General features: G+C 54.1%; 18 protein-coding genes. 9 read left to right on the top strand and 9 right to left on the bottom strand.

Features of this window, described 5'->3' with window-relative positions; all coding sequences use genetic code 11:
- Window positions 1-439: 439 nt before the first annotated feature.
- On the bottom strand, window positions 440-2,026 hold the full coding sequence (locus DCH402_RS08810) for a methyl-accepting chemotaxis protein (protein WP_233276359.1): 1,587 nt from the start codon (window positions 2,024-2,026) through the stop codon (window positions 440-442).
- Between the two features lie 897 nt (window positions 2,027-2,923).
- Between DCH402_RS08810 and DCH402_RS08805 the strand changes: the two genes are divergently transcribed.
- From DCH402_RS08805 to DCH402_RS08790, 4 genes are all read left to right on the top strand, one after another.
- Window positions 2,924-3,787: a LysR substrate-binding domain-containing protein gene (locus tag DCH402_RS08805; protein ID WP_040000753.1), complete on the top strand. Its 864-nt coding sequence runs from the start codon at window positions 2,924-2,926 to the stop codon at window positions 3,785-3,787.
- An 88-nt stretch (window positions 3,788-3,875) separates the two neighbouring features.
- Window positions 3,876-4,997, top strand: coding sequence for an S-(hydroxymethyl)glutathione dehydrogenase/class III alcohol dehydrogenase (locus DCH402_RS08800; protein ID WP_033577006.1), 1,122 nt, complete (start codon window positions 3,876-3,878; stop codon window positions 4,995-4,997).
- 20 nt (window positions 4,998-5,017) lie between these two features.
- Window positions 5,018-5,863, top strand: a complete 846-nt coding sequence (gene fghA, locus DCH402_RS08795) for an S-formylglutathione hydrolase (protein WP_040003503.1) — start codon at window positions 5,018-5,020, stop codon at window positions 5,861-5,863.
- A 281-nt stretch (window positions 5,864-6,144) separates the two neighbouring features.
- Window positions 6,145-6,357, top strand: coding sequence for a KTSC domain-containing protein (locus tag DCH402_RS08790; RefSeq protein WP_040000752.1), 213 nt, complete (start codon window positions 6,145-6,147; stop codon window positions 6,355-6,357).
- A gap of 52 nt (window positions 6,358-6,409) precedes the next feature.
- Here DCH402_RS08790 and DCH402_RS08785 read toward each other — a convergent pair whose 3' ends face one another.
- Entirely contained in the window at window positions 6,410-7,495 is a 1,086-nt protein-coding gene (locus DCH402_RS08785) for an oxidoreductase (RefSeq protein WP_040000751.1), read from the bottom strand.
- Between the two features lie 262 nt (window positions 7,496-7,757).
- Between DCH402_RS08785 and DCH402_RS08780 the strand changes: the two genes are divergently transcribed.
- Both DCH402_RS08780 and DCH402_RS08775 read left to right on the top strand, forming a co-directional pair.
- Window positions 7,758-9,269 carry a sugar ABC transporter ATP-binding protein gene (locus DCH402_RS08780; protein WP_040000750.1) on the top strand — a complete coding sequence of 504 codons (1,512 nt, stop codon included), beginning with the start codon at window positions 7,758-7,760 and terminating at the stop codon, window positions 9,267-9,269.
- A gap of 83 nt (window positions 9,270-9,352) precedes the next feature.
- Window positions 9,353-10,273 carry an ABC transporter permease gene (locus DCH402_RS08775; protein WP_233276358.1) on the top strand — a complete coding sequence of 307 codons (921 nt, stop codon included), beginning with the start codon at window positions 9,353-9,355 and terminating at the stop codon, window positions 10,271-10,273.
- Window positions 10,274-10,609: 336 nt separating this feature from the next.
- Here DCH402_RS08775 and DCH402_RS08770 read toward each other — a convergent pair whose 3' ends face one another.
- The 5 genes from DCH402_RS08770 to DCH402_RS08750 all read right to left on the bottom strand — a co-directional run bounded on the left by DCH402_RS08770 (window position 10,610) and on the right by DCH402_RS08750 (window position 15,729).
- Window positions 10,610-11,683, bottom strand: coding sequence for an alpha/beta hydrolase (locus tag DCH402_RS08770; protein WP_040000748.1), 1,074 nt, complete (start codon window positions 11,681-11,683; stop codon window positions 10,610-10,612).
- Entirely contained in the window at window positions 11,680-12,432 is a 753-nt protein-coding gene (locus tag DCH402_RS08765; RefSeq protein ID WP_040000747.1) for a 2-oxo acid dehydrogenase subunit E2, read from the bottom strand. Before DCH402_RS08765 ends, DCH402_RS08770 begins: the two co-directional genes overlap by 4 nt.
- Window positions 12,410-12,649: an acyl carrier protein gene (locus DCH402_RS08760; protein WP_040000746.1), complete on the bottom strand. Its 240-nt coding sequence runs from the start codon at window positions 12,647-12,649 to the stop codon at window positions 12,410-12,412. Before DCH402_RS08760 ends, DCH402_RS08765 begins: the two co-directional genes overlap by 23 nt.
- Before the next feature lie 2 nt (window positions 12,650-12,651).
- Window positions 12,652-14,400 carry an HAD-IIIC family phosphatase gene (locus DCH402_RS08755; protein ID WP_040000745.1) on the bottom strand — a complete coding sequence of 583 codons (1,749 nt, stop codon included), beginning with the start codon at window positions 14,398-14,400 and terminating at the stop codon, window positions 12,652-12,654.
- A gap of 303 nt (window positions 14,401-14,703) precedes the next feature.
- The gene (locus tag DCH402_RS08750) at window positions 14,704-15,729 is read right to left on the bottom strand and encodes a beta-ketoacyl-[acyl-carrier-protein] synthase family protein (RefSeq protein WP_040000744.1); all 1,026 of its coding nucleotides are present in this window, start codon (window positions 15,727-15,729) and stop codon (window positions 14,704-14,706) included.
- A gap of 701 nt (window positions 15,730-16,430) precedes the next feature.
- Between DCH402_RS08750 and DCH402_RS08745 the strand changes: the two genes are divergently transcribed.
- Window positions 16,431-17,621, top strand: coding sequence for a sugar transporter (locus tag DCH402_RS08745; RefSeq protein ID WP_040000743.1), 1,191 nt, complete (start codon window positions 16,431-16,433; stop codon window positions 17,619-17,621).
- A 67-nt stretch (window positions 17,622-17,688) separates the two neighbouring features.
- Here the strand turns inward: DCH402_RS08745 and DCH402_RS08740 are convergent, their stop codons facing one another.
- Both DCH402_RS08740 and yieE read right to left on the bottom strand, forming a co-directional pair.
- The gene (locus tag DCH402_RS08740; protein ID WP_040000742.1) at window positions 17,689-19,161 is read right to left on the bottom strand and encodes an amino acid permease; all 1,473 of its coding nucleotides are present in this window, start codon (window positions 19,159-19,161) and stop codon (window positions 17,689-17,691) included.
- A gap of 163 nt (window positions 19,162-19,324) precedes the next feature.
- Window positions 19,325-20,203, bottom strand: a complete 879-nt coding sequence (gene yieE, locus DCH402_RS08735) for a DNA-binding transcriptional regulator YeiE (RefSeq protein ID WP_040000741.1) — start codon at window positions 20,201-20,203, stop codon at window positions 19,325-19,327.
- Window positions 20,204-20,309: 106 nt separating this feature from the next.
- On the opposite strand from yieE, the gene DCH402_RS08730 reads away from it, so the two are divergent.
- A complete protein-coding gene (locus tag DCH402_RS08730) occupies window positions 20,310-21,395 on the top strand; it encodes a YeiH family protein (protein WP_040000740.1) in 1,086 nt (361 codons plus the stop codon).
- An 81-nt stretch (window positions 21,396-21,476) separates the two neighbouring features.
- Window positions 21,477-22,328 carry a deoxyribonuclease IV gene (gene nfo, locus DCH402_RS08725; protein WP_040000739.1) on the top strand — a complete coding sequence of 284 codons (852 nt, stop codon included), beginning with the start codon at window positions 21,477-21,479 and terminating at the stop codon, window positions 22,326-22,328.
- Window positions 22,329-22,357 lie beyond the last annotated feature (29 nt).

The following is a 22,357-nucleotide window of genomic DNA, read 5'->3' as shown; positions in this document are numbered from 1 at the left end:
GCACCTGCGACTTGAAGTATGACGGGTATATCGTTGCTATCGTTATTTCAGTGCTGTTTCAGGTCAGGGAAAAGCTATCGTCACCAGTAGATGATGACGGCAGAGTGCGATGGGGACGAACTGGGAGATATGGCCGTCGGCAATACGGCAACGTGCAAAACAATGGGAATAATAATTAACAGGAACAATGAATTAGGTTGAATCTATACCCAAAATAATTCGAGTTGCAGGAAGACGGCAAGAGAGTGAATCCCGATGAGCTTACTCAGGTAAGTGATTCGGGTGAACGAACGCCGCCAACGCACCTGCAACTTGAAGTATGACGGATATATTGTAAAAACCACCGGCATAAAGCAGGTGGTCTGTATTGATGATTACGCGATCAGAAAAGCCGCTATGGCGCGCACGACACGTGCTGCCCCTCTCCCGCAATGGCGGCTCAACGGAATGACGTCGCCAGCCGCGCCGGGGGCAGCATCCCGTGAGTAGCGTACCGATGTTCCTCCCCCTCCGACAGGCTGAATACGGTAACGGCATCCGCCAACTGCCGGGCCTGGAATTCCAACGATGCCGCAGCGGAGGCCGCTTCTTCTACCAGCGACGCATTCTGTTGCGTCACGCCGTCCATTTCCGTCACCGCCTGGCCTATTTGCATGATGCCTCGCTTTTGTTCTTCCGACGCGGACGCAATATCACGGATCAAGGCATCCACGCCCATGATGCTATTAATGATGTCGCCCATCGCCGCCCCCGCTTGCGTCAACTGGACGGAGCCTGCGGCCACTCGCTGAACGGAATCACCGATCAGCGTGCTGATATCTTTGGCGGCCTGAGCACTGCGTTGAGCCAGATTACGCACTTCGCCCGCTACGACGGCAAAACCGCGACCAGCCTCACCCGCACGCGCCGCTTCCACCGCCGCATTCAACGCCAGGATATTGGTCTGGAAAGCAATACCGTTAATCAGGGTAATAATGTCGTTGATCTGACGCGAGCTGTTGGAAATTCCAGCCATCATATCTTCCAGCGCCTTCCCGACTTCGCCGCCGGCCACAGCACGTTTGGTGGCGTCCTGTGCCAACTGGCTGGCTTGTCTCAGATTATCCGCATTATGGATCACGGTAGCGCTCAACTGTTCCATGCTGGCCGCCGTCTGTTGTAGCGCTGCGGCCTGCTCTTCCGTGCGGCTGGCCAATTCATCGTTGCCGCTTTTGATCTCGCTTGCCCCGACATGCAGCGCCGCTGAGCTATCGCGGATGACGCTCACCGTATCACGCAGATTATTTTGCATTTGGCGGATGTAGGGGATCAGTTGACCAACACAGTTACGGCCGAACTCCTGCAGCTCCAGCCCAAGGCGCCCTTCCGTCAACGCGCTCAGATGACGTTTGATATCCCCTATCGGTTTCACCAGATAGTTGACCAGATAACGATCGCACAGCAACAACGCCAGCACGCCAAAAATCAGGGCGGCACTCAGCACATTCCGGCTGACAGAAGTCAGATGATTCGCTTTGGCTAATGAGTTATCAATCTGTATTGTCTCGCCGTACTGCGCCACATTATTACCAAACGCTTGTGCCAGCGCAGGATAAACGTCCAGATAATAGTGTTGGTATTCGTCGAAACGGCCCGCACGGCTGGCATTCAGCATCGGAATCAATGCCTGGACAATAGCGTTATCCCAGGAGTCGGCGATTTGCCCGACCAGCGTAGCCTTGATGCCGTCATGACTGGAGGCACGAAAAGTTGCCAGCAGCGTACGGGTACTGTCGAGGTTACCCTGCACTCGTTGCAACAGGGCCTGCGCCTGAGCCGTATCTCCTCGTTGTTGAAATAGCGCGCTGCGATTAATCAGCGAAATTGATTGGGTAAAGGCTTCCCGGCCATTAGACAGAATAGTGTAATTTTTTTTCTCAATCTGATTGGTGTTCAATAACGATTCCACTTTATTTAACGACACGATAGTAGTCATCGCGCTGCCTCCCCAGATTAAGGTAAATCCGGTGAGTATGATTAAAAGCATGGCCCTGATGGTGATATTGTTTAAAATGCGCATCATGATATCCAGATAATGTCTGTCTGATTAGAATAATGACTTATCCACGGCGCAGAAAAACGCGATGACGCCAGAAAGGATAAGGTATTTTCCCTAAATAATTCGAGCCGCAGGAGGGTGGCGACTGAAAGCGTCCCCAGGCGCGTAACAGATAAGCGACTGGGAAAAATAACAAAACCAACGCACCTGCAACCTGAAGTATGAAGGATATAACGGGTAGGTGATCAGTCAGTGATGACTGTCAGTGTCGTCCATAGAATGTCACAAAGAAAAAGAATAATAGCCAGGGCTCCATGCCAAAACCCGAATATCATCTTATCCCTACTTCGTGATAAAAAAAAAGCCACTCCATTAAAATGCGGCTAATTAAAATGTCACAAAAAATAAAAAAGCGCCGACGTCTATCCGGCGGTTATACATATACCCAAAATAATTCGAGTTGCAGGACAACACGCTCGCGTGTTGAACAACGCAAAGCGTTGGCCCGTCAGGGCAAGGCTCATTGAGCCTTGTAACGCGGCGACGCAGCGAATCTCCGGGAGCTTACTCAAGTAAGTGACCGGAGTGAGCGAGGAAAGCCAACGCACCTGCAACTTGAAGTATGACGGGTATAGAATAATTCACATTGCAGGACAAGCCGCTTTACGTTTTGAACAACGCGTCGCGTTAACCCGACGGAGCAAGGCTTGTTAAGCGCCTTATTGCGCGGCAAGAGCGTGACAAATTCGTTGGGAACAAATTTGAACGCCGCTCGCTGCGGCCCGGAAAGGCCTCACCAACAACCGGGTTGCCAGTGCCACACACAACCGCTAAACTCAATATAAATAAACAACTCAACAAAAGTTATTCACGAAAAAAGAATAAATGGATCTCACTCAACTGCGTATGTTCTGCCTGGTGGCGGAAACCGGCTCACTGGTACGCGCCGCCGCACAGCTTGGCCGGGTACCGTCCAACCTCACTACCCGGCTGCGCCAGCTGGAGCAAGAGCTGGGCACCGATCTGTTTATTCGTGAGCGTCAGCGCGTTCGTCTTTCACCGGCAGGCCATAATTTCCTGTGTTATGCCCAGCGTATTCTGGCGCTAAGCGACGAAGCGCTGGCGATGGCGCACACCAGCGAACCTGCCGGCCTGTTCGCGTTGGGCGCGGTAGAAAGCCTGCTGATCACGGCGTTGCCTGAACTGCTGGCGCTGTACCATCGCCGTTATCCACAGGTTCAGTTATCACTGCATAACGACACCTGCGGCGCATTGCTGGACGCGGTAAATGCCGGCGAGCTGGCGGCAGGGCTGGTTACCGGCCCAGTCAGGCATGACGCCGTCAACAGTTGCCAGGTGTTTTCGCAACAGTTGGCGCTAATTACCGCCGTCGGCATGCCGCCGGTTTCCCAGGCGTCGCAGGTTAAGCACCTGCCATTGCTGACCTTCGCCGCCGGCTGCGGTTACCGCCAGCGACTGGAGGGCTGGTTTCGCGGGCAAGGTTTCACCCCCGTCGCCATCGTGGAAATGCCGTCGTATAGCGCCTTGTTGGCGGGTGTGGCCGGCGGCAGCGGTATAGCCATGGTGCCGCACAGCGTGCTGGACGCGCTGCCGGCCGGTCAGCAGGTTCAGCCTCATTCATTGCCCGGTGACATCGCCTTGGTCACGACCTGGCTTATCTGGCGGCGGGATGCGTTCGGTCCCAATGTCGAGGCGTTGAAAAAGCTCATGATTGAACTCGGCGTCTGATGCCGGTGTCTGCATCAGCCCCGCATTACCCCTGGCTGCCGCTGTGTGATTCCAGCGGCTGCATTACAACTTAATAAGGAGTTTCACCATGCAAATGATTAAAACCCGCGCCGCTATCGCCTGGGGTCCGAATCAGCCGTTGTCGATTGAAGAAGTCGATCTGATGCCGCCGCAGAAAGGCGAAGTGCTGGTACGCATCCTCGCCAGCGGTGTCTGCCATACCGATGCTTATACCTTGTCCGGCAAAGACCCGGAGGGCGTATTCCCGGTGATCCTCGGTCACGAAGGCGCCGGCATCGTAGAGGCCGTGGGTGAAGGGGTGACCAGCGTCGCCGTCGGCGATCATGTGATCCCGCTGTATACCCCGGAGTGCGGCGAGTGCAAATTCTGCCGTTCGGGTAAAACCAACCTGTGTCAGGCGATCCGCGCCACGCAAGGCAAAGGCCTGATGCCGGACGGTACTCACCGTTTCTTTAAAGACGGCCAGCCGATTTTCCATTACATGGGCACGTCCACGTTTGCGGAACGTACCGTGGTGGCGGAAATTTCTCTGGCGAAAATCAGCAAAGAAGCCCCATTGGAAGAAGTGTGCCTGTTAGGTTGCGGCGTCACGACCGGTATGGGCGCGGTAACCAATACCGCCAAAGTGAAGGCCGGAGATACCGTGGCGGTGTTCGGTCTGGGCGGCATCGGCCTGTCTGCGATTATTGGTGCGAAAATGGCGGGTGCCGGCCGCATCATCGGTATCGACCTCAACACCAGCAAGTTTGACCTGGCCCGTAAACTGGGCGCGACCGATCTCATCAACCCGAAAGATTACGACAAACCGATCCAGGACGTGATCGTCGACATGACCGACGGCGGCGTGGATTTCTCTTTCGAATGTATCGGCAATGTCAACGTGATGCGCTCTGCGCTCGAGTGTTGCCATAAAGGCTGGGGTGAATCGGTTATTATCGGCGTGGCCGGCGCGGGCGAAGAGATCGCCACCCGGCCATTCCAACTGGTGACCGGGCGCGTATGGCGCGGCTCCGCTTTCGGCGGCGTCAAAGGTCGCAGCCAACTGCCGGGGATCGTACAGCGTTATCTTGACGGCGAATTCCAGCTCAGCGACTTCATCACTCATACCATGCCGCTTGAGCAGATCAATGAAGCATTTGATCTGATGCACGAAGGTAAATCCATTCGCTCCGTGGTGCATTTCAACTGATGACGGGGAATTCACACACCATGACGGCATCACTGGAATTGCTGGAAGAACACCGGTTATTCGGCGGTTGGCAGCGGCGTTATCGCCATGCCTCCGCCACGCTGAATTGCGACATGACCTTTAGCGTGTTTTATCCGCCTCTCGCCAAAGACGCCCCGCCGCCGGTGCTGTACTGGCTGTCGGGGCTCACCTGCAACGACGAGAATTTTACCCTTAAATCCGGTGCTCAACGGGTGGCGGCGGAGTTGGGGCTGGTGCTGGTGATACCGGATACCAGCCCGCGCGGCGATGACGTTCCGGACGACGCGCAGTACGATCTGGGTAAAGGCGCAGGGTTTTATCTCAACGCCACGCAATCGCCCTGGGACCGGCATTTCCGTATGTTCGACTATATCAGCGACGAATTGCCTGCGCTGGTGCGCCAGCACGTCAGCGCCAGCGATCGGGTCGCCATCAGCGGCCATTCGATGGGCGGGCACGGCGCGTTGATGCTGGCGCTGCGTCATCCCGGCCGTTTCCGTTCGGTGTCGGCTTTTGCGCCCATCGTCAACCCTGCGCAAGTGCCCTGGGGGCAGAAAGCGTTCAGTGCCTATTTGGGCGACGATCGGCAGCAGTGGTTACAGTACGACAGTTGTCACTTGCTTGCTCACAGTGAGGCACCGCTACCGACGCTGATCGATCAGGGTGACGGCGACAGCTTCCTGCCCGTCCAGCTTCAGCCAGAGCAACTGGAGAGCATCGCCGGCGCACGACAGTGGCCGTTGACACTGCGCATTCAGCCGGGTTATGACCATAGTTATTACTTTATCGCCAGCTTTATTGAGGATCATCTGCGTTTTCATGCAAATCACTTGCAGTCAAACTAATCGGGGTTGTTTAATAACGTAACCCTGCACGGTACACGTACCGCGGAGTTCATCGGGAACGCTTGCGGTACGTGGCAGTAGCCTTTTAAGACGTGCTTACTCTTCATGAGGCAATCTACCGAGCGGCCGGTAGGCAGGTGAAAAAACGAGAGTCGCCTTTTTATATTTTCTTCGTCTGTTTTGACGACGGTTTTCGCCCCACCGGGGCTATGATTGACCAAAAAAAACACAGCAAGTAACATTACCGTTACATCGCAATCATCAACAGGGAGCAATTTGTTTTGCAACGCAAACGTGTATCTTCCACTGAGTTGTTTGCCGTAGGTTACGATCCGGACAATAGCATTCTGGAAATAGAGTTATTGAACGGCAGTCTGTATCAGTACAAAAATGTGGCGCGGATGATTTATGAAGAGCTGATGGAATCCAATGCCAAAGCACGTTATTACGCACGTTACATCAGGAACTCTTTTCCGTATAACAAACTGCAGTAACACCGTCCAATACAACAAACAGCGGGGCGGTTTAACCGCCGCCCCGCACTCATCACACCGTTCGCTCCACTGACTGAAACGCCGCCAGCAGCCTGTTGGCGTCCAACACGCCGGGTAAATAATGAATGGACTCGCCGGCCTGCAAGGTACGGGCGATTACCGCCTGCAACGCCGAGTCATCGGTGATATCCACCCCCAGTTCGGCCAGCGACACCGGTAATCCAAACACCCGGAACGCGGCCTTCAACTGGCGCAACGTATCGGTTTGATCCAGCAATGCGCATTGCACCAGAATACCGTAGGCCACTTTGGTGCCATGCAGGAATGGCTCCGTCTGCGGCAACACCGTTAAACCATTGTGCACGGCATGTGCCGCCGCCACCCGGGTATAACGCTCGCCCAATCCCCCGACCATGCCGCCACCGGCGATAATGGCATCGACCACATCCAGAAAGTCCTGATTCAGCGTGGCGGTGCTCGCGGCTTTCAGCGCCGATTCGCTTTGGCGCAGCAACAGGTCGCGGATATCCTGCGCGGTTTGCAGGCCCAGGCGCACGGTCAACGATAACGTCTCCGGCCGGGGGCTTAACACGACGGCCTCATACCATTTGGCCAGCGTATCGCCAATCCCCGCCAACAGGTACTCCACCGGCGCGGCCAGCAGAATACGCGGCTCCACCAACACCAGGTGGTTGGCATCATTGAAAATCTCAAACCGCAACGCCTGCCCGGCGTCGTTGTACCAGACGGACAACGGCGTCCAGGCGGCGCAGGTTGCGGCGATAGTCGGTATCGCCACCAGCGGCAGCCCCAAACGACGCGCCACCACCTTCGCGGTATCCAGCACCGCACCGCCTCCCACGCCAATCACTACGGTGCGATCGTCGCCCGCGGCCGTGGTTAAGCGAGCAATCTCGCTTTCGCTGCAATGCGCGGAAAAGCCGGCGGACCGGGCCGTCGGTGCGGAAAATGCCGACGGCAGATACGGATGCGCCGCCGCCAGAGCACGTTCACCAGAGATCCAGAACGCTCGCGCCAGCACCTCATCCGGGTAAAATTCACTCAGTTTGTCGATTGCCCCTGGGAAAGAAAAATAGTTAGCCGGCCCTACCTGGACCCGAATATCGGTTGTACTCATGACGAACACGTTCCTGTTTGAATAATTTAGGCGATAACACGCACGCGTTAACCTGCCGCCGGGCGTGGAAAAAACGGGTGGAAACCATCTTTAGCGATAACGGATTCCGGTGTTAATAACGTTTTTGCTTAAGTTATGCTTTTTCATTTCTTTCCCGCAACGCCCGGAGCCCTAATCAGGCATTCCATTCTGCGGTTAATATGATATTTTTCAACGTCGACTCCTCGTCATTATCGCCATTAAGAATCCGTTGTTGTCAATTATGCCCATAAACCCGCGCTCGCGTCTGGAAATGCGCTACATTTCCATCTCTTTTGCCGGATTTCCGGCCCTCAGACAGGTGAATTTCACGCTGGAAGGCGGGTCTATCCACGCGTTGACCGGCGCCAACGGCGCGGGAAAATCCACGCTGATGGCGATTCTTTCCGGCTCTTATGACCATTACAGCGGAGATATTCTGCTGGATGGCGAAAAAGTCTCGATTCATTCTCCCCGCGACGCCAAACGTTATGGTATTCATCTGGTGCAGCAGGAAGTGGATGCCGCGCTGGTGCCCACGCTGTCGGTAGCGGAAAACATCATGCTGGACCAGTTGGCGGAAAGCGGCCATGTGGTCAACTGGGCGGCGCTCTATCAGCAGGCGCAGGCGCTGCTAACGCAGCTAGGAGTCAGCATCAACGTTCGCCGGCGACTGGAGCAGTGTACGCTGGCGGAGAAACAGCAAATCCTGCTGGCACGCGCCTTATCCCATCGTTGCCGCTTTCTGATTCTGGATGAGCCTACCGCGCCGCTGGACCAGGAAGAAAGCGCCCGCTTATTTGCGGTCGTGCGCCGTCTGCAACAAGACGGGATCGGCATTGTCTTTATTTCACACCGCATTCACGAACTGAAGGCCATTTGCGATACGTTAACCGTGCTGCGCGACGGGCAGTTCGTCAGCAGCGGTCCGATGGCGGGCCTCAGCGGCGGTGAAATCGTCGAACGGATGCTGGGCCATCGACTGGATGATATTTACCCGCCCCGCCGCCCACGCCATGACGGCGACATCCTGTTGCAGGTAGACGGCCTGCATGACGACACGCTGCTGCACAATATCTCATTGCGGTTACGTCAGGGCGAAATTCTCGGCATCGCCGGCCTTGCCGGTGCGGGCAAAACCGAACTGTGTAAAGCGTTGTTCGGCGCCGCCCGCAGTCGGGTTGCCTCCGGGCGTTATCAGGGGCGCGCCTGGCGCCCTACCTCGCCCGCCGACGCCGTGCAGCAAGGTATCGCGTTGGTGCCGGAGGAACGACGTAAAGAAGGCATTTTTATTGATGAATCCATCACCATGAATCTCAGCATCAGCGCCAGCGACAGCTTTTCCCGCTATGGCATTTTCGGGCATGGTCAGGCGCTGGCCTGGGCCCGCGACCTGATCCAGCGGCTGACCATCCGCACCAGCGGGCCGCAACAGCGGTTGCGACGCCTGTCGGGCGGTAATCAGCAAAAGGTGGCGATCGGCAAATGGTTACGCAGCGACGTACAGGTATTGATTCTGGATGAGCCCACCAAAGGCGTGGATATCAAAGCCAAGCAGGATCTGTTCACGTTGATCGACTCACTGGCGAGACAAGGCAAGGGAGTGATTTATGCTTCCGGCGAATTCTCCGAACTGGTCGGGCTGTGTGATCGCATCTGCGTGCTGTGGGACGGCCGCATCGTCGCCGAACTGGACGGCGCAGACGCCGATGAAGAGACGTTATTACTTTATTCAACCGGAGGAACTCCCGCGTGAGTCAGCCACTTGCATCCAACAGTGCGCCCAACGAAGCACTTCCCTTGCGCCATCGCCTGTTTGACCTGTTCTATAAGTGGGGAATGCTGATTACCGTCGTCGCCCTGATCGCGCTATTCGGGCTGGCGTCGGACAATTTTCTGGATCCGAACAATATCATTAATATTCTGCGATCCATCGCCATCGTGACGGTGATCGCGATAGCCGTTTCCATTTCGTTATCCGTCGGTGGATTCGACCTGTCGGTCGGGTCAACCACGTCGCTGGCGAACGCGCTGGTGATTTCGTTGTTCGTCTGGCACGGTTTCGGCACGACCGGCGCCATCATGTTGACGCTGACGCTATGCCTGCTGGTTGGGCTGTTTAATGCCTTTTTGATCGTAGTGTTGCGTATTCCCGACATGTTGGCGACGTTGGCCAGCCTGTTCGTCATTCAAGGCGTTGCCATGACCTACAGTTACGGCGGTTCGATCACCCAGAATATGCTGCTGCCGAGCGGCGATATGGCGGAAGGCGTGATCCCCGAGGTGTTCGCGACGCTTGGGCAGGTGCCGGTGATTGTGGTGATCATGTTGGTGGTTACGGTGCTGGTACAGCTGTATATGTCGCTCACCAAACACGGCCGACGCATGTACGCCATTGGCGGCAATCCGGAAGCGGCGCGGCTGGCCGGGATCCGTACTGCGCGTTACCGGGTGCTGGCCTATCTGCTCTCCTCGTTGCTGGCGGCGTTGGGCGGTATCTTACTGGCATCACGCATCGGTTCTTCGCAGGTTAACGCCGGCGGCGGTTATCTGATGGATGCGGTAGCCGCCGCTTATATCGGTTTTTCGCTGGCGGGATCCGGCAAGCCCAATGCACTGGGCACGCTGGTCGGCGCGGTGATCCTCGGTGTATTACAAAATGGTCTGGTGATGCTGTCCGTCCCCTACTACGCGATGGATATCATCAAAGGACTGGTGCTGGCGCTGGCGCTGGCGATGACCTACTTCCAGAAACGCTGATGCCGACGTCGAAACACGCCTCACGTCGGCAAACAAGATAGCTCGGCATATAAAAAAATGGGGCCGGTACTCGCGCCCCAAACTGACAAAAGGCCAGACGGTTTGTAGACTAAAACGCTGTATGCGGCCAGGCATAACGCTTAATACACAAGATGCGCCTTCGACGCCCCCCCTCGGACGATACGCCCGCGTTATGGCAGATCACGCCAAATATCAGGCGATTGTCCTTAATCACTTTTTTGCCGATTGATGATGTTTTGCTGATTGATGATGCTTTGCTGATTGATGGTGAAAAATCGCACTAATTTCAGTATCCAAATCATGGCGAAACACAACTTATCGCTTCAGATACCGCAGAACACGAACCCCCAGTCCGGCGACGCCGTGCAGAACCCGTGACAAACGCAGCGAATTCAGTAACGACCATAGCAAATACACCCGCACAGTTTTGCCGTATCCGGGCGATCCATGCACGTCGTCCAGCGACAAAATATGGTTCTGCCGGGACAAACGGCGGATCGTGTCCGCTTCAAGGTTAGGGATCACTTCGTCGCGCAGGCTCTGAACGTAATACAACCTGACACTATGGTTGATATCCTCCTGATGCATCACGAACGTTTCATTGAGGTAACCAAATACCTTGTCGTCGTTATCCAGTTCCGGATGCGTTTTCCCCACGTTATGGCCGATCACCAACCGTGTAACGTAAGGTAGCCGACGATAAACCTCTCGATCGTGATACAACGAATCAAGCGGTGTACCCGCCATAGTGATGCCCACAATGCGGCTATCGGTCAGGCTGTTCTTATAGGCGATAAACCCGCTGAAACTTAGGCCGAAAATATGACAACGAATGTCGGAGCGATCCTGTGCGAGATAATCCAGTACATCGCTGTACATACGGAAAGACTGTTCGTTGTAGGGTAATTGGTTTTCCCCCACCCCCGGCATTTCCGTCAACACCACGGTAACGTCGAAACGTTCGAACAACCCCACCAAATGTACCCACTGCTCTTTCAGCGAGATGATGCCGCCATTAATAATGACGACGCTGCCGGTGTTCTTTTTTCTGACATAGCACACCTGTCGCCCTTGCGACAGACTGACCCGTGTCACCGTGCCGCTCTCGATATACTGCCGGCGGAACAAGCGCTGACAATGCCGGTTGCACTCATGCTGGAGCGGCGTTTCCGGATAGGGAAAGCGCGCCAGGTTGTAAAGCGAACACGCCTTGAGTAGTTCGCCTTGATTTTCATAGTGTTGTGCCTGACGATAAAACATCTGGCTCCAGCTATGCGGCAGATCGTCGCCCAAATGATGAATATCCGGCAGGATGGCACGGGTTTCCGCGGCGACATTCAGTACATTGCTGTGCAACAGCACAAAATTTTTGAGCTCATCAAGCATCATGATGATGGCTCCAGTACAACATCTTCCATGTTGCTTTTTATCTGCGCCAGAAACTCTGACGCCAGGCGACCGTCCAGCACGCGGTGGTCGAAAATCATCGACAGATTCGCCACATGCAACATTGCCTCTTCATGCTCATGCGCGTTTCGCGACCACTTCTCGTTAATTAACCCCAGCGTAAACGTGAACGTGGAACCGGATAAGGGGATACAGATATCGGGGCTGTTTTTCCCCAGCGATGTCACGGTGAAACTACCCCAGGTCTCTGCCTGTAGTTTCGGCGACAGCATCGCTAATCGCAGCAACAGGCCGGCCAGTAACGGTGGCAAACGCTGAATAAGGCGAATTTTCCGGTAATGCTCGCTGGTGGCGGCGTCCTCTTGCTTGAACTGCTGTAGCGCCCGCTCAATGTCGGCAACGGACAGCCGATCCGTATTTTTGATCACCCGTGAATACACCCCGGATACGCCGTTCAACACTTTTTCCAGCGTTACCCGGGTACTGATGTTATCCGGGCAAATCAGCGTGCTGTCGCTGCCGAATTTGATCATCGCATTCAGTTGCGGAAACTGGCGCAGCGCCTCGCTGATCGCCTTGATGGTAATCGCCGTCATGCTGCGCTGCTGCCCACTCGCCACAATGCGCGAGACATCAATCTCGCGTATGACGGTAATAGCCGGAATGCCCCTGGATATCGCCAGAAAAGAGAGCGTCTGGCGTCTTTCCCTAGACACTTGCAGTAATTTCATGGCTCACAACCTTGTAAATGTCATTCAACGTGGTGCATTGCAATACTTTCTCGACATCGATCTTAATATTCTGCTGTTTTTCGATTTCCATCAGCAGATAGACGAAGGTCAACGAATCCCACTCCGGCAGGTCGGTTAAATCCGTCTGCGCCTGCTCGGTCGCCAGCGCCATACCGGTTTTGGTGTTGATCAAGCCAATAAAATCGTCCAGTTTCATGGTCATTTCCCTTCTTTGACAGTGACGGTATTGCTGTTATCAGCCAACAACGCGGGCGCTGGGTTGATAACGGTGAACACATTGCTTGTGGTTTCGGTGAACCCGCAATCCGGGTAGAAACGCTGGAACTTGCCATTTTTTTCGGTCGGGCCGAACACCGCGGTAATCCGGTCGACACCCCGTGTCTGACACAGATCGAATAACCAGCGCATCGCTGCAAACTCAACCTGTCGCCCGAAGATACGGCAGCTCATGATGAAGTTATCGATGTGACAGCCATCGCCATCAAAATGCAGAAATATCGCACCAATAGTGCCGTAGTCGCCGATGCGATCGCGGCACGCCAACGTAACCGCCAGGTGTCCTTCCCGCGAGAGATAACCAGCCACGTCCTGCGCGGTCATCCGTTGCGTCGTCATGTTGAACTGGTTAGTGCGCAGCGTCAGTTGTGATACGCGATCCAACGTGGATTCCTCTACCGGCAGAATGGTCAGCGTCATTCCCAGGCTGGTCAGAAAGGCGTGGTCATCCGTAAACTCTTTTTGCAGTTCCGTGCGGCGTTTATTCTGTGCATAGCTCAGATTGCGCATGCGATCATCACTACTGATGGTCGGACGCAGGAAATAGTCGGCGTTAATCAGCGCGGCGACGTTCTCCGACACATCGCCGGAAAAATCCAGCACGGTGATTTCCGGGATACGGGTCTTGACTTCCGCGCACTCGAACGCCGAATCGTCGATAAACAGCATGTGTTCCGGGGAGATATTCAACTCGTTGGCGATGTTCAGGATGTTGCCGCTTTTGCTCTGCCAATTGGCGCTAACCACGGAAAATTTATCCAACGAAATACGCATCTCATCAGCGCGGCGTTTAAACGCCTCCTCCACATTCTCCAGGTTATTTTTGCTACAAATAGCCAGAATGATGCCCTGATCGTACAGATGGCGCAGGTACTCCTGATAGCGCAGGTGTCCCGTACCGATATGTTTATCCGCCATCAGGATACCGTCGACACCATCGTCCGCCAGAATGCCTTTCCATAGCGTGTTATCCAGATCACTGACCACGCATTTCAGCGTTTTCCCCAGCGCTTGCCGGATAGCAACGGCACCGCTGCGAGCAATGGCGTCCAGCGCATCCAGGCCAACGCCCAGCCCTAACAGTTGTGCCGTTCGGCGGGTGGCAGGGTCCTCCACTATTCCGCCGTTCTCCTGCAGGTCGACCACCGTCACACGATCTTCCGTCTGCCCTAACGCCAGAAGATTCGCATTAAATTCGTCAATCAGTTGCTTTAACGCTACCCGCTGATCCTGCGCGATAACATGTTTGAGCTGCGATTCAGCGATATGGATGGTGTTTAATACCACGTGGGCATCGCAATCGGCGGTAGAAAAATTCAGCAGATACGCCAGCCGATTTTTGTGCTCCTGGATAGTTTCGCGGATATCATCCGTTGGCAGCAGCGAACCAATGTCGTTTTCGATAAAGGCGGTATCCAGAACATAGAAATGAAATTGTGCCCCGAACGCTTTAATGTCGCTAGCATTACCCAAAACGTGGGGAAAATAGTCGCTGTAAATACCGTCATAAAAGGAGGGATAACAACCCAGGTCATTCAGGTTAAAGGTAATCAGGTCATTCAATGCTTTATGATTGAAATTACTAAACGTGGCGATATTGATGCTGCGCTTTCCTTCCGCCGCGATTTTTTTCGACGCGGCGATCCGACTTAATGCATTATCCTGTTTCATACATATCCTTATTCTCTTTATCCCTGTCGGATTTCAGGTTGCAGGCGTATCGCCTTGAGGCCCGTCTATCGATGCCCCTACGGGCCTTTTCTCTTTCGGCTACAGTAGATTTCATTCCACATGGCTGACGGCTACGCGGGTATCACCCAGCCACTTAACGGAGTAAGCAACTGGGGATTCGAGCAATTGCCGCGTTACAAAACGGGAATACCGCTTGTCCTAAAGAGCCAACGCATTGCGTTACTCAATACGCCAACGTTTTGTCCTGCAACTCTACTTATTAAAAGTTCTTTTTATAGGAGATTACAACATGCCTTTCTTGTTTCTTAGAATAAGACCACCTGCCAACCAACGCGACGACTCAACCGAGATGCCGATGGCACATTCATTGGCAAGAGAGATATCACTAAATTCTTTTATTTGGAAAAACAATGCGGCGTTGGCGGTATTACCGATTTTATCCACCAGACTGAATGTTTCATCTGCCGCATAACCGATATCGGATAATATTTTCTCCAACATCGAGCCGGATAGCTGTGGCGGCAAAAGCCAGTTCGGACGCCCACCCAACTTATCCGTTAATGCATTGAGCGTATCCTGAGTAATAACCGGCACCAGTTTTTCAATCAACTTATATTCTTCATTCAGCAACGCGCCATATTCAATATCATTACGGGAGCCACGCCAGTTGGCCAGTTGGCCCACCGCTTCGTCAACCCCCAGATATTTAAAAGAAATATGTTCAATCTCAATACTGGATACGGCGGGTTGATTAGAAACCAGGCATCCACCAACGCCATCGCCAAACAACGTATAATTAACCAGTTCCTTGGTTTCTTTCTTCCCGGCATGTTCATCGAAGACATCCAGAAATTTATAGGCTGTCTCAACCCCGATGACCAGTCCGTGGTCCAGGCCATTGTCCGGCGTCGCCACCAGCTCGCGAGCGAGTTTGAGCGCCTGTACTGCGCCGGAACATCCCGAAACGATCTGGTAGGTTTCAATCTGCCGAAACCCCATAGCATGGCACGCCTGATTGACACTGCTTGGCAAAAGTGTATCCGGTGTGGCGGACGCAACGATAATAAAATCGATACGTTCTTTATTTATACCGGCGCTGGAAAGAAGTTTCTTGATTAAGATGGTAATTAATTCTGCTGACGACGCGATAGGTTTACCGGTATTCATATTCACCGCAAAATGCCGACCAGTATTCCCAAAAAGTTTTTTAATTAGCTCGGGTTTAAATCCGATTTTATTACCCAACTCCTGATTACTAATAATCGGACCAGGTAAATAGGTTTCCACCGCATTAATATATACGCTCATTCTCTGTTCCCTCATCGAAGCTTGTGACAAAGCTCTCATACCTGTTTTTATTTTGCAACCACAATTTCATTCATAATTATGAAAAATTAACTTCATTCGGATCACGTAAAAACTCACTTAGTTTTATATACTTCACCATTTCATTGAAAAATAATTATCAAGATCATGTTTAGTTATATCTATTTAATTTTTCTATGCTACGCATATACAAACACTAAAAAACCATAAACAAAATAACAATAACGCCATCTTGAAGAGATGATCTTCTGCGAAAAATAAAAATAACCACAATTAATATTGAAATTCAAAGTGTAAAAAAAACGTCACGACATTGTAACCACTCCATCTGTTAATAATATCCTCATCACTCCCAAACAACCAACAGTGAAAATAAACAAATACTATTTTTTATGTAGCTTATTTGATGAAAAACAAATACAGAAAAATGATAATATTCATCACACCCTATTATTCTTAAAATTAATTTTTATTAAAATAATTTATTTTAAGAATAATACTCGACTCTATCAAATAATAAATTGCAACATTGGAGGCCGATTTAGGCTCTTACTGCATCGACTCTCGACGTGGATGTCAGGCGACCATCGAAAGCTGTACCGGAGTGAAATGTGATCGTAATCGCATTTTGACTCGTGATTGACTACAATGGGATGCCCGTCACACCCGTTCAGGATCCTGTTATGACAACCACATCATCCCCGCGCGCCACCGCCTGGCTGCGCGTGGTCACCTTGGCTATCGCCGCGTTTATTTTCAATACCACGGAATTTATTCCGGTGGGACTGCTGAGCGACATCGCCAACACCTTTGCCATGAAAACCGAAGATGTCGGCTTGATGATTACCATTTATGCCTGGATCGTGGCGGCAGCTTCGCTGATCTGTATGTTGCTGACCAGCGGCATTGAGCGCCGCAAATTGCTGATTGGCCTGTTTAGTCTGTTTATCATCAGCCATATGCTGTCTGCCGTCGCCTGGAACTTTACCGTGCTGGTCATTTCCCGCGCCGGGGTCGCGCTGGCGCACTCGGTATTCTGGTCGATTACCGCCTCGCTGGCGATTCGCATGGCGCCTCCCGGCAAACGCGCGCAGGCATTGGGGTTGATCGCCACCGGGTCGTCGCTGGCGATGGTACTGGGGCTGCCGTTGGGACGGGTTATCGGTCAGTACCTTGGCTGGCGCATTACGTTTCTGACCATCGCCGTCGGCGCTACCGTTGCCATGATCCTGCTGGCGCGCCTGCTGCCGCGCCTGCCAAGCGAGCATTCCGGTTCACTGTCCAGCGTACCGACGTTGTTCCGCCGCCCGGCGCTGGTCGGCGTTTATCTGCTGACTGTGGCCGTGGTGACCGCGCACTTCACCGCTTACAGTTACATTGAGCCGTTCATCCAGACGGTGGCCCGGTTGCCGGAAAACTTCACCACCCTGATTCTGTTGCTGTTCGGCTGCGCCGGGATTGTCGGCAGTATGCTTTACAGCCGCTACAGCGAACGTTTTCCTCTCGCATTTCTGTTTATCGCCATGCTGCTGTTGCTCAGTTGCCTGACGCTGCTGATGCCGTTGTCCGGTTATCCGTTCGGCCTGACATTATTGTGCCTGGTGTGGGGACTGGCGATGATGGCGATAGGGCTGGCGATGCAGGCCAAAGTGCTGGCGCTGGCGCCGGATGCCAGCGATGTCGCCATGTCGATTTTCTCCGGGTTGTTCAATCTCGGTATCGGCGGCGGCGCACTGCTGGGCAGCCAGGTGAGCCTGCATCTGGGAATGGACAAAATCGGTTATGTCGGCGCGCCGCTGGTGCTGATGGCGTTGGTCGCCGTGCTGCTCAGCGTCTACCGCAATGTGCGGCTGGTGCAGCACTCACGCATTTAAACCGCTTCTTTCTCGCATAAAAAAAAGCCAGCCGGTAACCCGACTGGCTTTTTTATTGACGGAACAGTTACTGATGTTCCGGGAAGGTCATCTCGCCGTATTTCACCATCCGTGAACCTTTCACCAGACGGTAACTGAACCAGATAACCAAAAACAGCGGAATGCCGATGTAAGTCGCCGTCACGGCATACCAGTCAATCTTATCCGCCAGAAACGCCTGATAGTTCTGCCCCAGCGTAATGATCAGGCAGAGGATAAAAGCAAAAATCGGCCCCAGCGGGAAGAACCCGGAACGGTACGGCAGCGCGTTCAGGTCACGCCCCTGCATGACGTAACCACGGCGAAAACGGTAGTGACTGATGGCGATCCCCAGCCAGGCGATAAACCCGGTCATGCCGGAGGTATTCAGCAGCCACAGGTATACCGTCTGGTTGCCGAACATCGACGACAGGAAACACAAGCCCGCCACCACCGTAGTGGCATACAACGCGTTGCGCGGTACTCCGCCGTTAGACAGTTTGCCGAAACAGGCCGGTGCCTTACCTTCCTGCGCCAGCGTAAACAACATGCGGGTGGACGCGTACATACCGGAATTGCCCGCCGACAGCACCGCCGTCAGGATGACCGCATTCATCACCGCCGCCGCCGACAACAGACCGGCATTTTCAAACACCAGCGTGAACGGGCTGACGCCAATGTCTTTCACATCATTGCGCAGTAGGTTCGGGTCGGTGTAAGGGACCAGCAGGCTGATAATCAGAATGGCGAAAATATAGAACAGCAGAATGCGCCAGAACACCTGACGAACCGCGCGCGGGATAGTGGTCTGCGGATCTTTTGATTCTCCGGCCGCTACGCCAATCAATTCCGTGCCCTGGAACGAGAAACCCACAATCATCGCCACGCCGATCATGGCGGAAAAACCGCCGACAAACGGTGCATCGCCAATCTGCCAGTTATGCCAGCCGGCGTGCTCGCCGCCGCGCAGAATGCCGATAATCATCAGCACGCCGACCGCAATAAACAGAATAACGGTGGTGACTTTAATCAGCGAGAACCAGTATTCCGCTTCGCCAAATCCTTTCACGGAAATGTAGTTCAGCAAAAACATCAGCGACAGGAACAGCGCGCTCCATACCCAGCCGGGGACTGATGGAAACCAGTACCCCATCACCAGTTGCGCCGCCACCAGGTCGACCGCGATGGTCACCGCCCAGTTGTACCAGTAGTTCCAGCCCAGCGCGAAGCCGAACCCTTCTTCCACGTAACGCGCCCCATAAGTGGAGAACGAACCGGATACCGGCATAAATGCCGCCAGTTCGCCGAGACTGGTCATCAGGAAATAGACCATCAGGCCGATCAACGCATACGACAACAGCGCGCCGCCAGGCCCAGCCTGCGACACCGTCGCCCCGGAGGCGACAAACAACCCGGTGCCGATCGAACCGCCAATGGCGATCATCGTCAAATGCCGCGCTTTCAGCTCACGCCGTAGCGTGGTTCCTCGCTGTTCTGCGAGGTGAGTATTATGTTGAGCCATTACTATCCATGCCCTTGAAAATTTGAGGGCGGATTGTAGGCAATCCGCTATCTGCTGAATAGCGCACAGCGCGGATTATAAGAGACCTTCATAACTCACCCGGCATCATAAGAAATCCCTCTGAAAGGAAGCACTGCTCGTTACATTTGCGTTGCCGATTTGTTTAAATTGAGTCATCCCCACGGCAATATTCCAGAAAGCATTGCAGTACGCCGGATAAGTGCTTCTGACGGTGATGCACCAGATATAACGAGCGGCTCAGGCGCGGCAAGGGAACCGGTAACTCCACCAGCATTCCGGTCGCGAGTTGCTCGGCAACCACATGGCGCGATAAGCAACTGATACCGATACCATGCCGCACCGCGTGTTTAATCGCCTCCGAGTTGCCCAGTTCCATCACCAGCCGAAAATGCGGCAAACGAGTCAGCAGCAGATGGTCCAACACTTCACGCGTCCCGGAACCGTGTTCACGCAGAATCCAGGGCGCATCGGCCAGCGTCTGTAACGTAAAATCACTATTAATCAGCGGGTTGCCCGGTGCGCAAAACACCACTAATTCATCTTCCCGCCAGGGCTGGGTAATCAAGTCGGGATGATGGCAAGGCCCCTCGATCAAGCCCAGATCAACCCGAAACTCAGACACGGCATTCACCACATCCAGAGTATTGCCGACATACAGTTCCAACGGAATGGCAGGAAAATCCTGACGATAGCGGGCAATCATCGCCGGCATCAGATAATTACCGATGGTGCTGCTGGCATAAATGCGCAGTGCGCCGTTATCGCGCCGAAACAGTTGCTCAATCTCCGCCGACTGTTCCAGTAACGCCAGCGCCTTGGGGTACAACAGGCGCCCGTGCTCATTGACCACCAACCGTTTACCCACTCGGTCAAACAGCTGGACTCCCAGTTGGCTTTCAAGATCGGCCAAGGCGGCGCTGACGGCGGACTGCGACAGCGACAACACCACCGATGCCTGCGTCGTTGAGCCGCTTTTCAGGACTTCGGTAAACACTTCCAGTTGACGTAACGTAATGTGCATAGGGGCTCTTATCGTAAATATCTATAGGTTATAAATATATAATCAATTTCTATTTTAAGCGCGCTGATCATAGGCTGTGCCCTCAACCTCACCATTCAGAGCGGGTATGGCTATGTTTTCATTTTCTTCCAGGGTACAACGTCTTTCCCCTTTATCCGCCGCGGGCCACCTGCTGGCCGGCATCATCCTGACCGGCCTGCTGACCCGTGGCGTATTATGGTTATCCAGCCTGCCGGCGATTGCCGGATTAGGGCTGGGTTCCCTAACGCTGGCGATACTGGTTGGCATGGTGTTAGGCAATACGGCTTACACTCGTCTGCAACCCTGGTGCGACGCCGGGGTTCAATGGTCGCGGCATCATCTGTTGCGCTGGGGCATCATCCTGTACGGTTTCAAACTCAACTTTCAGCAACTGGCCGCCGTCGGTGTCGCCGGGCTGGTGATCGACCTGATGACCCTCACCTCTACCCTGCTGCTCGCTTATTGGCTGGGGCGGCGCTGGTTTCGGCTGGATCAGCACACCGCTTTACTGATCGGTGCAGGCAGCAGCATTTGCGGCGCCGCCGCCGTGCTGGCTACCGCACCGGTACTGAAAAGCACCGCCGACAAGGTGGCCGTGGCGGTATCGACCGTGGTGCTGTTCGGCACTACCGCGATGTTTTTTTACCCGTGGCTGTACCAGCATGTTATCCAGTATAGCGGCTGGTTATTTACCCCGCAGACTTTCGGACTCTATCTCGGCTCAACGGTGCATGAAGTGGCGCAAGTGGTCGCCGCCGGCCATGCTATTAGCCCGGAAACCGAAAACGCGGCGGTCATCGGTAAAATGCTGCGCGTTATGATGCTGGCGCCGTTCCTGTTTCTGTTGGGGATGTGGCTGAAACCGCGTCAGCCTGCCCATTCAACGGCGGCAACCTCAACTACGGCCGGGTATCCGTGGTTCGCGCTGGGTTTTGTGCTGATGTGCGGCGTCAACTCCCTGAACGGGTTGCCGGGAAATTGGGTTACCGTGATAACGCAACTGGATAACGCGCTGCTGACGATGGCGATGGTGGCCCTGGGGATGGCGACGCGCCTGAGCACACTACGTCAGGCCGGGCTCAAGCCATTGCTGTTGGCGGCCGTCCTGTTTATCTGGTTAGTGGTGGGTGGTGCGGCCATTAATCTGGGGGTACAGCATCTCTTCGCCTGAACAAAACAACATGGGTGAAACATGGCTACAGCCAGCTAAGCGGGTAATGTCATAATGCGCGGGCATGAAAAGGAGAAAAACATGAAATATGTCGGAGCCCACGTCAGCGCCTCAGGCGGCGTGGATCAGGCGGTGAGCCGCGCCCATGACATCGGCGCCACCGCGTTTGCGCTGTTTACTAAAAATCAACGCCAGTGGCAGGCCCCGCCGTTAACGGCAGATGTCATTGATCGTTTCCAGGCAGCCTGTGAACAGTATCGTTTCACCCCGGCGCAGATACTGCCGCACGACAGTTATCTGATCAATTTGGGTCATCCGGATGACGACGCCTTACAGAAATCCCAAACGGCGTTTATCGACGAAATGATGCGTTGCCAACAACTGGGGCTGACGTTGCTGAATTTCCATCCCGGCAGTCACCTGCGTCAGATCGACGAAAATACCTGCCTGAGCCGCATCGCCCGGTCTATCAACCTGGCGCTCGAGGCTACCAACGGTGTCACGGCGGTGATCGAGAACACCGCCGGTCAGGGCAGCAATCTGGGGTTCCGGTTTGAACATCTGGCGGAAATCATCAGTCAGGTGGAAGACAAAAGCCGGGTCGGCGTCTGCATCGATACTTGTCACGCCTTTGCCGGCGGCTATGACCTGCGCACCGACGCCGACTGCGAACACACCTTTGCCGAGCTGGAACGTATCGTCGGCTTCCGTTATTTGCGCGGTATGCACCTGAATGATGCGAAAAGCGCGTTTAACAGCCGGGTTGACCGTCACCACAGCCTGGGGGAAGGCAACATCGGTAAAACCGTATTCAGTTATATTATGCGCGACCCGCGCTTCGACGGCATTCCACTGATTCTGGAAACCATCAATCCGGATATCTGGCCACAGGAAATCACCTGGCTGAAGTCGCAGCAATCACCGGGCAACTGAGCCCGAACACACTCTGCGCCTTTCCATCG

It is taken from the genome of Dickeya chrysanthemi NCPPB 402 (genome assembly GCF_000406105.1).
Lineage (GTDB): Bacteria > Pseudomonadota > Gammaproteobacteria > Enterobacterales > Enterobacteriaceae > Dickeya > Dickeya chrysanthemi.
This window is presented reverse-complemented; position numbering and strand designations above follow the sequence as displayed.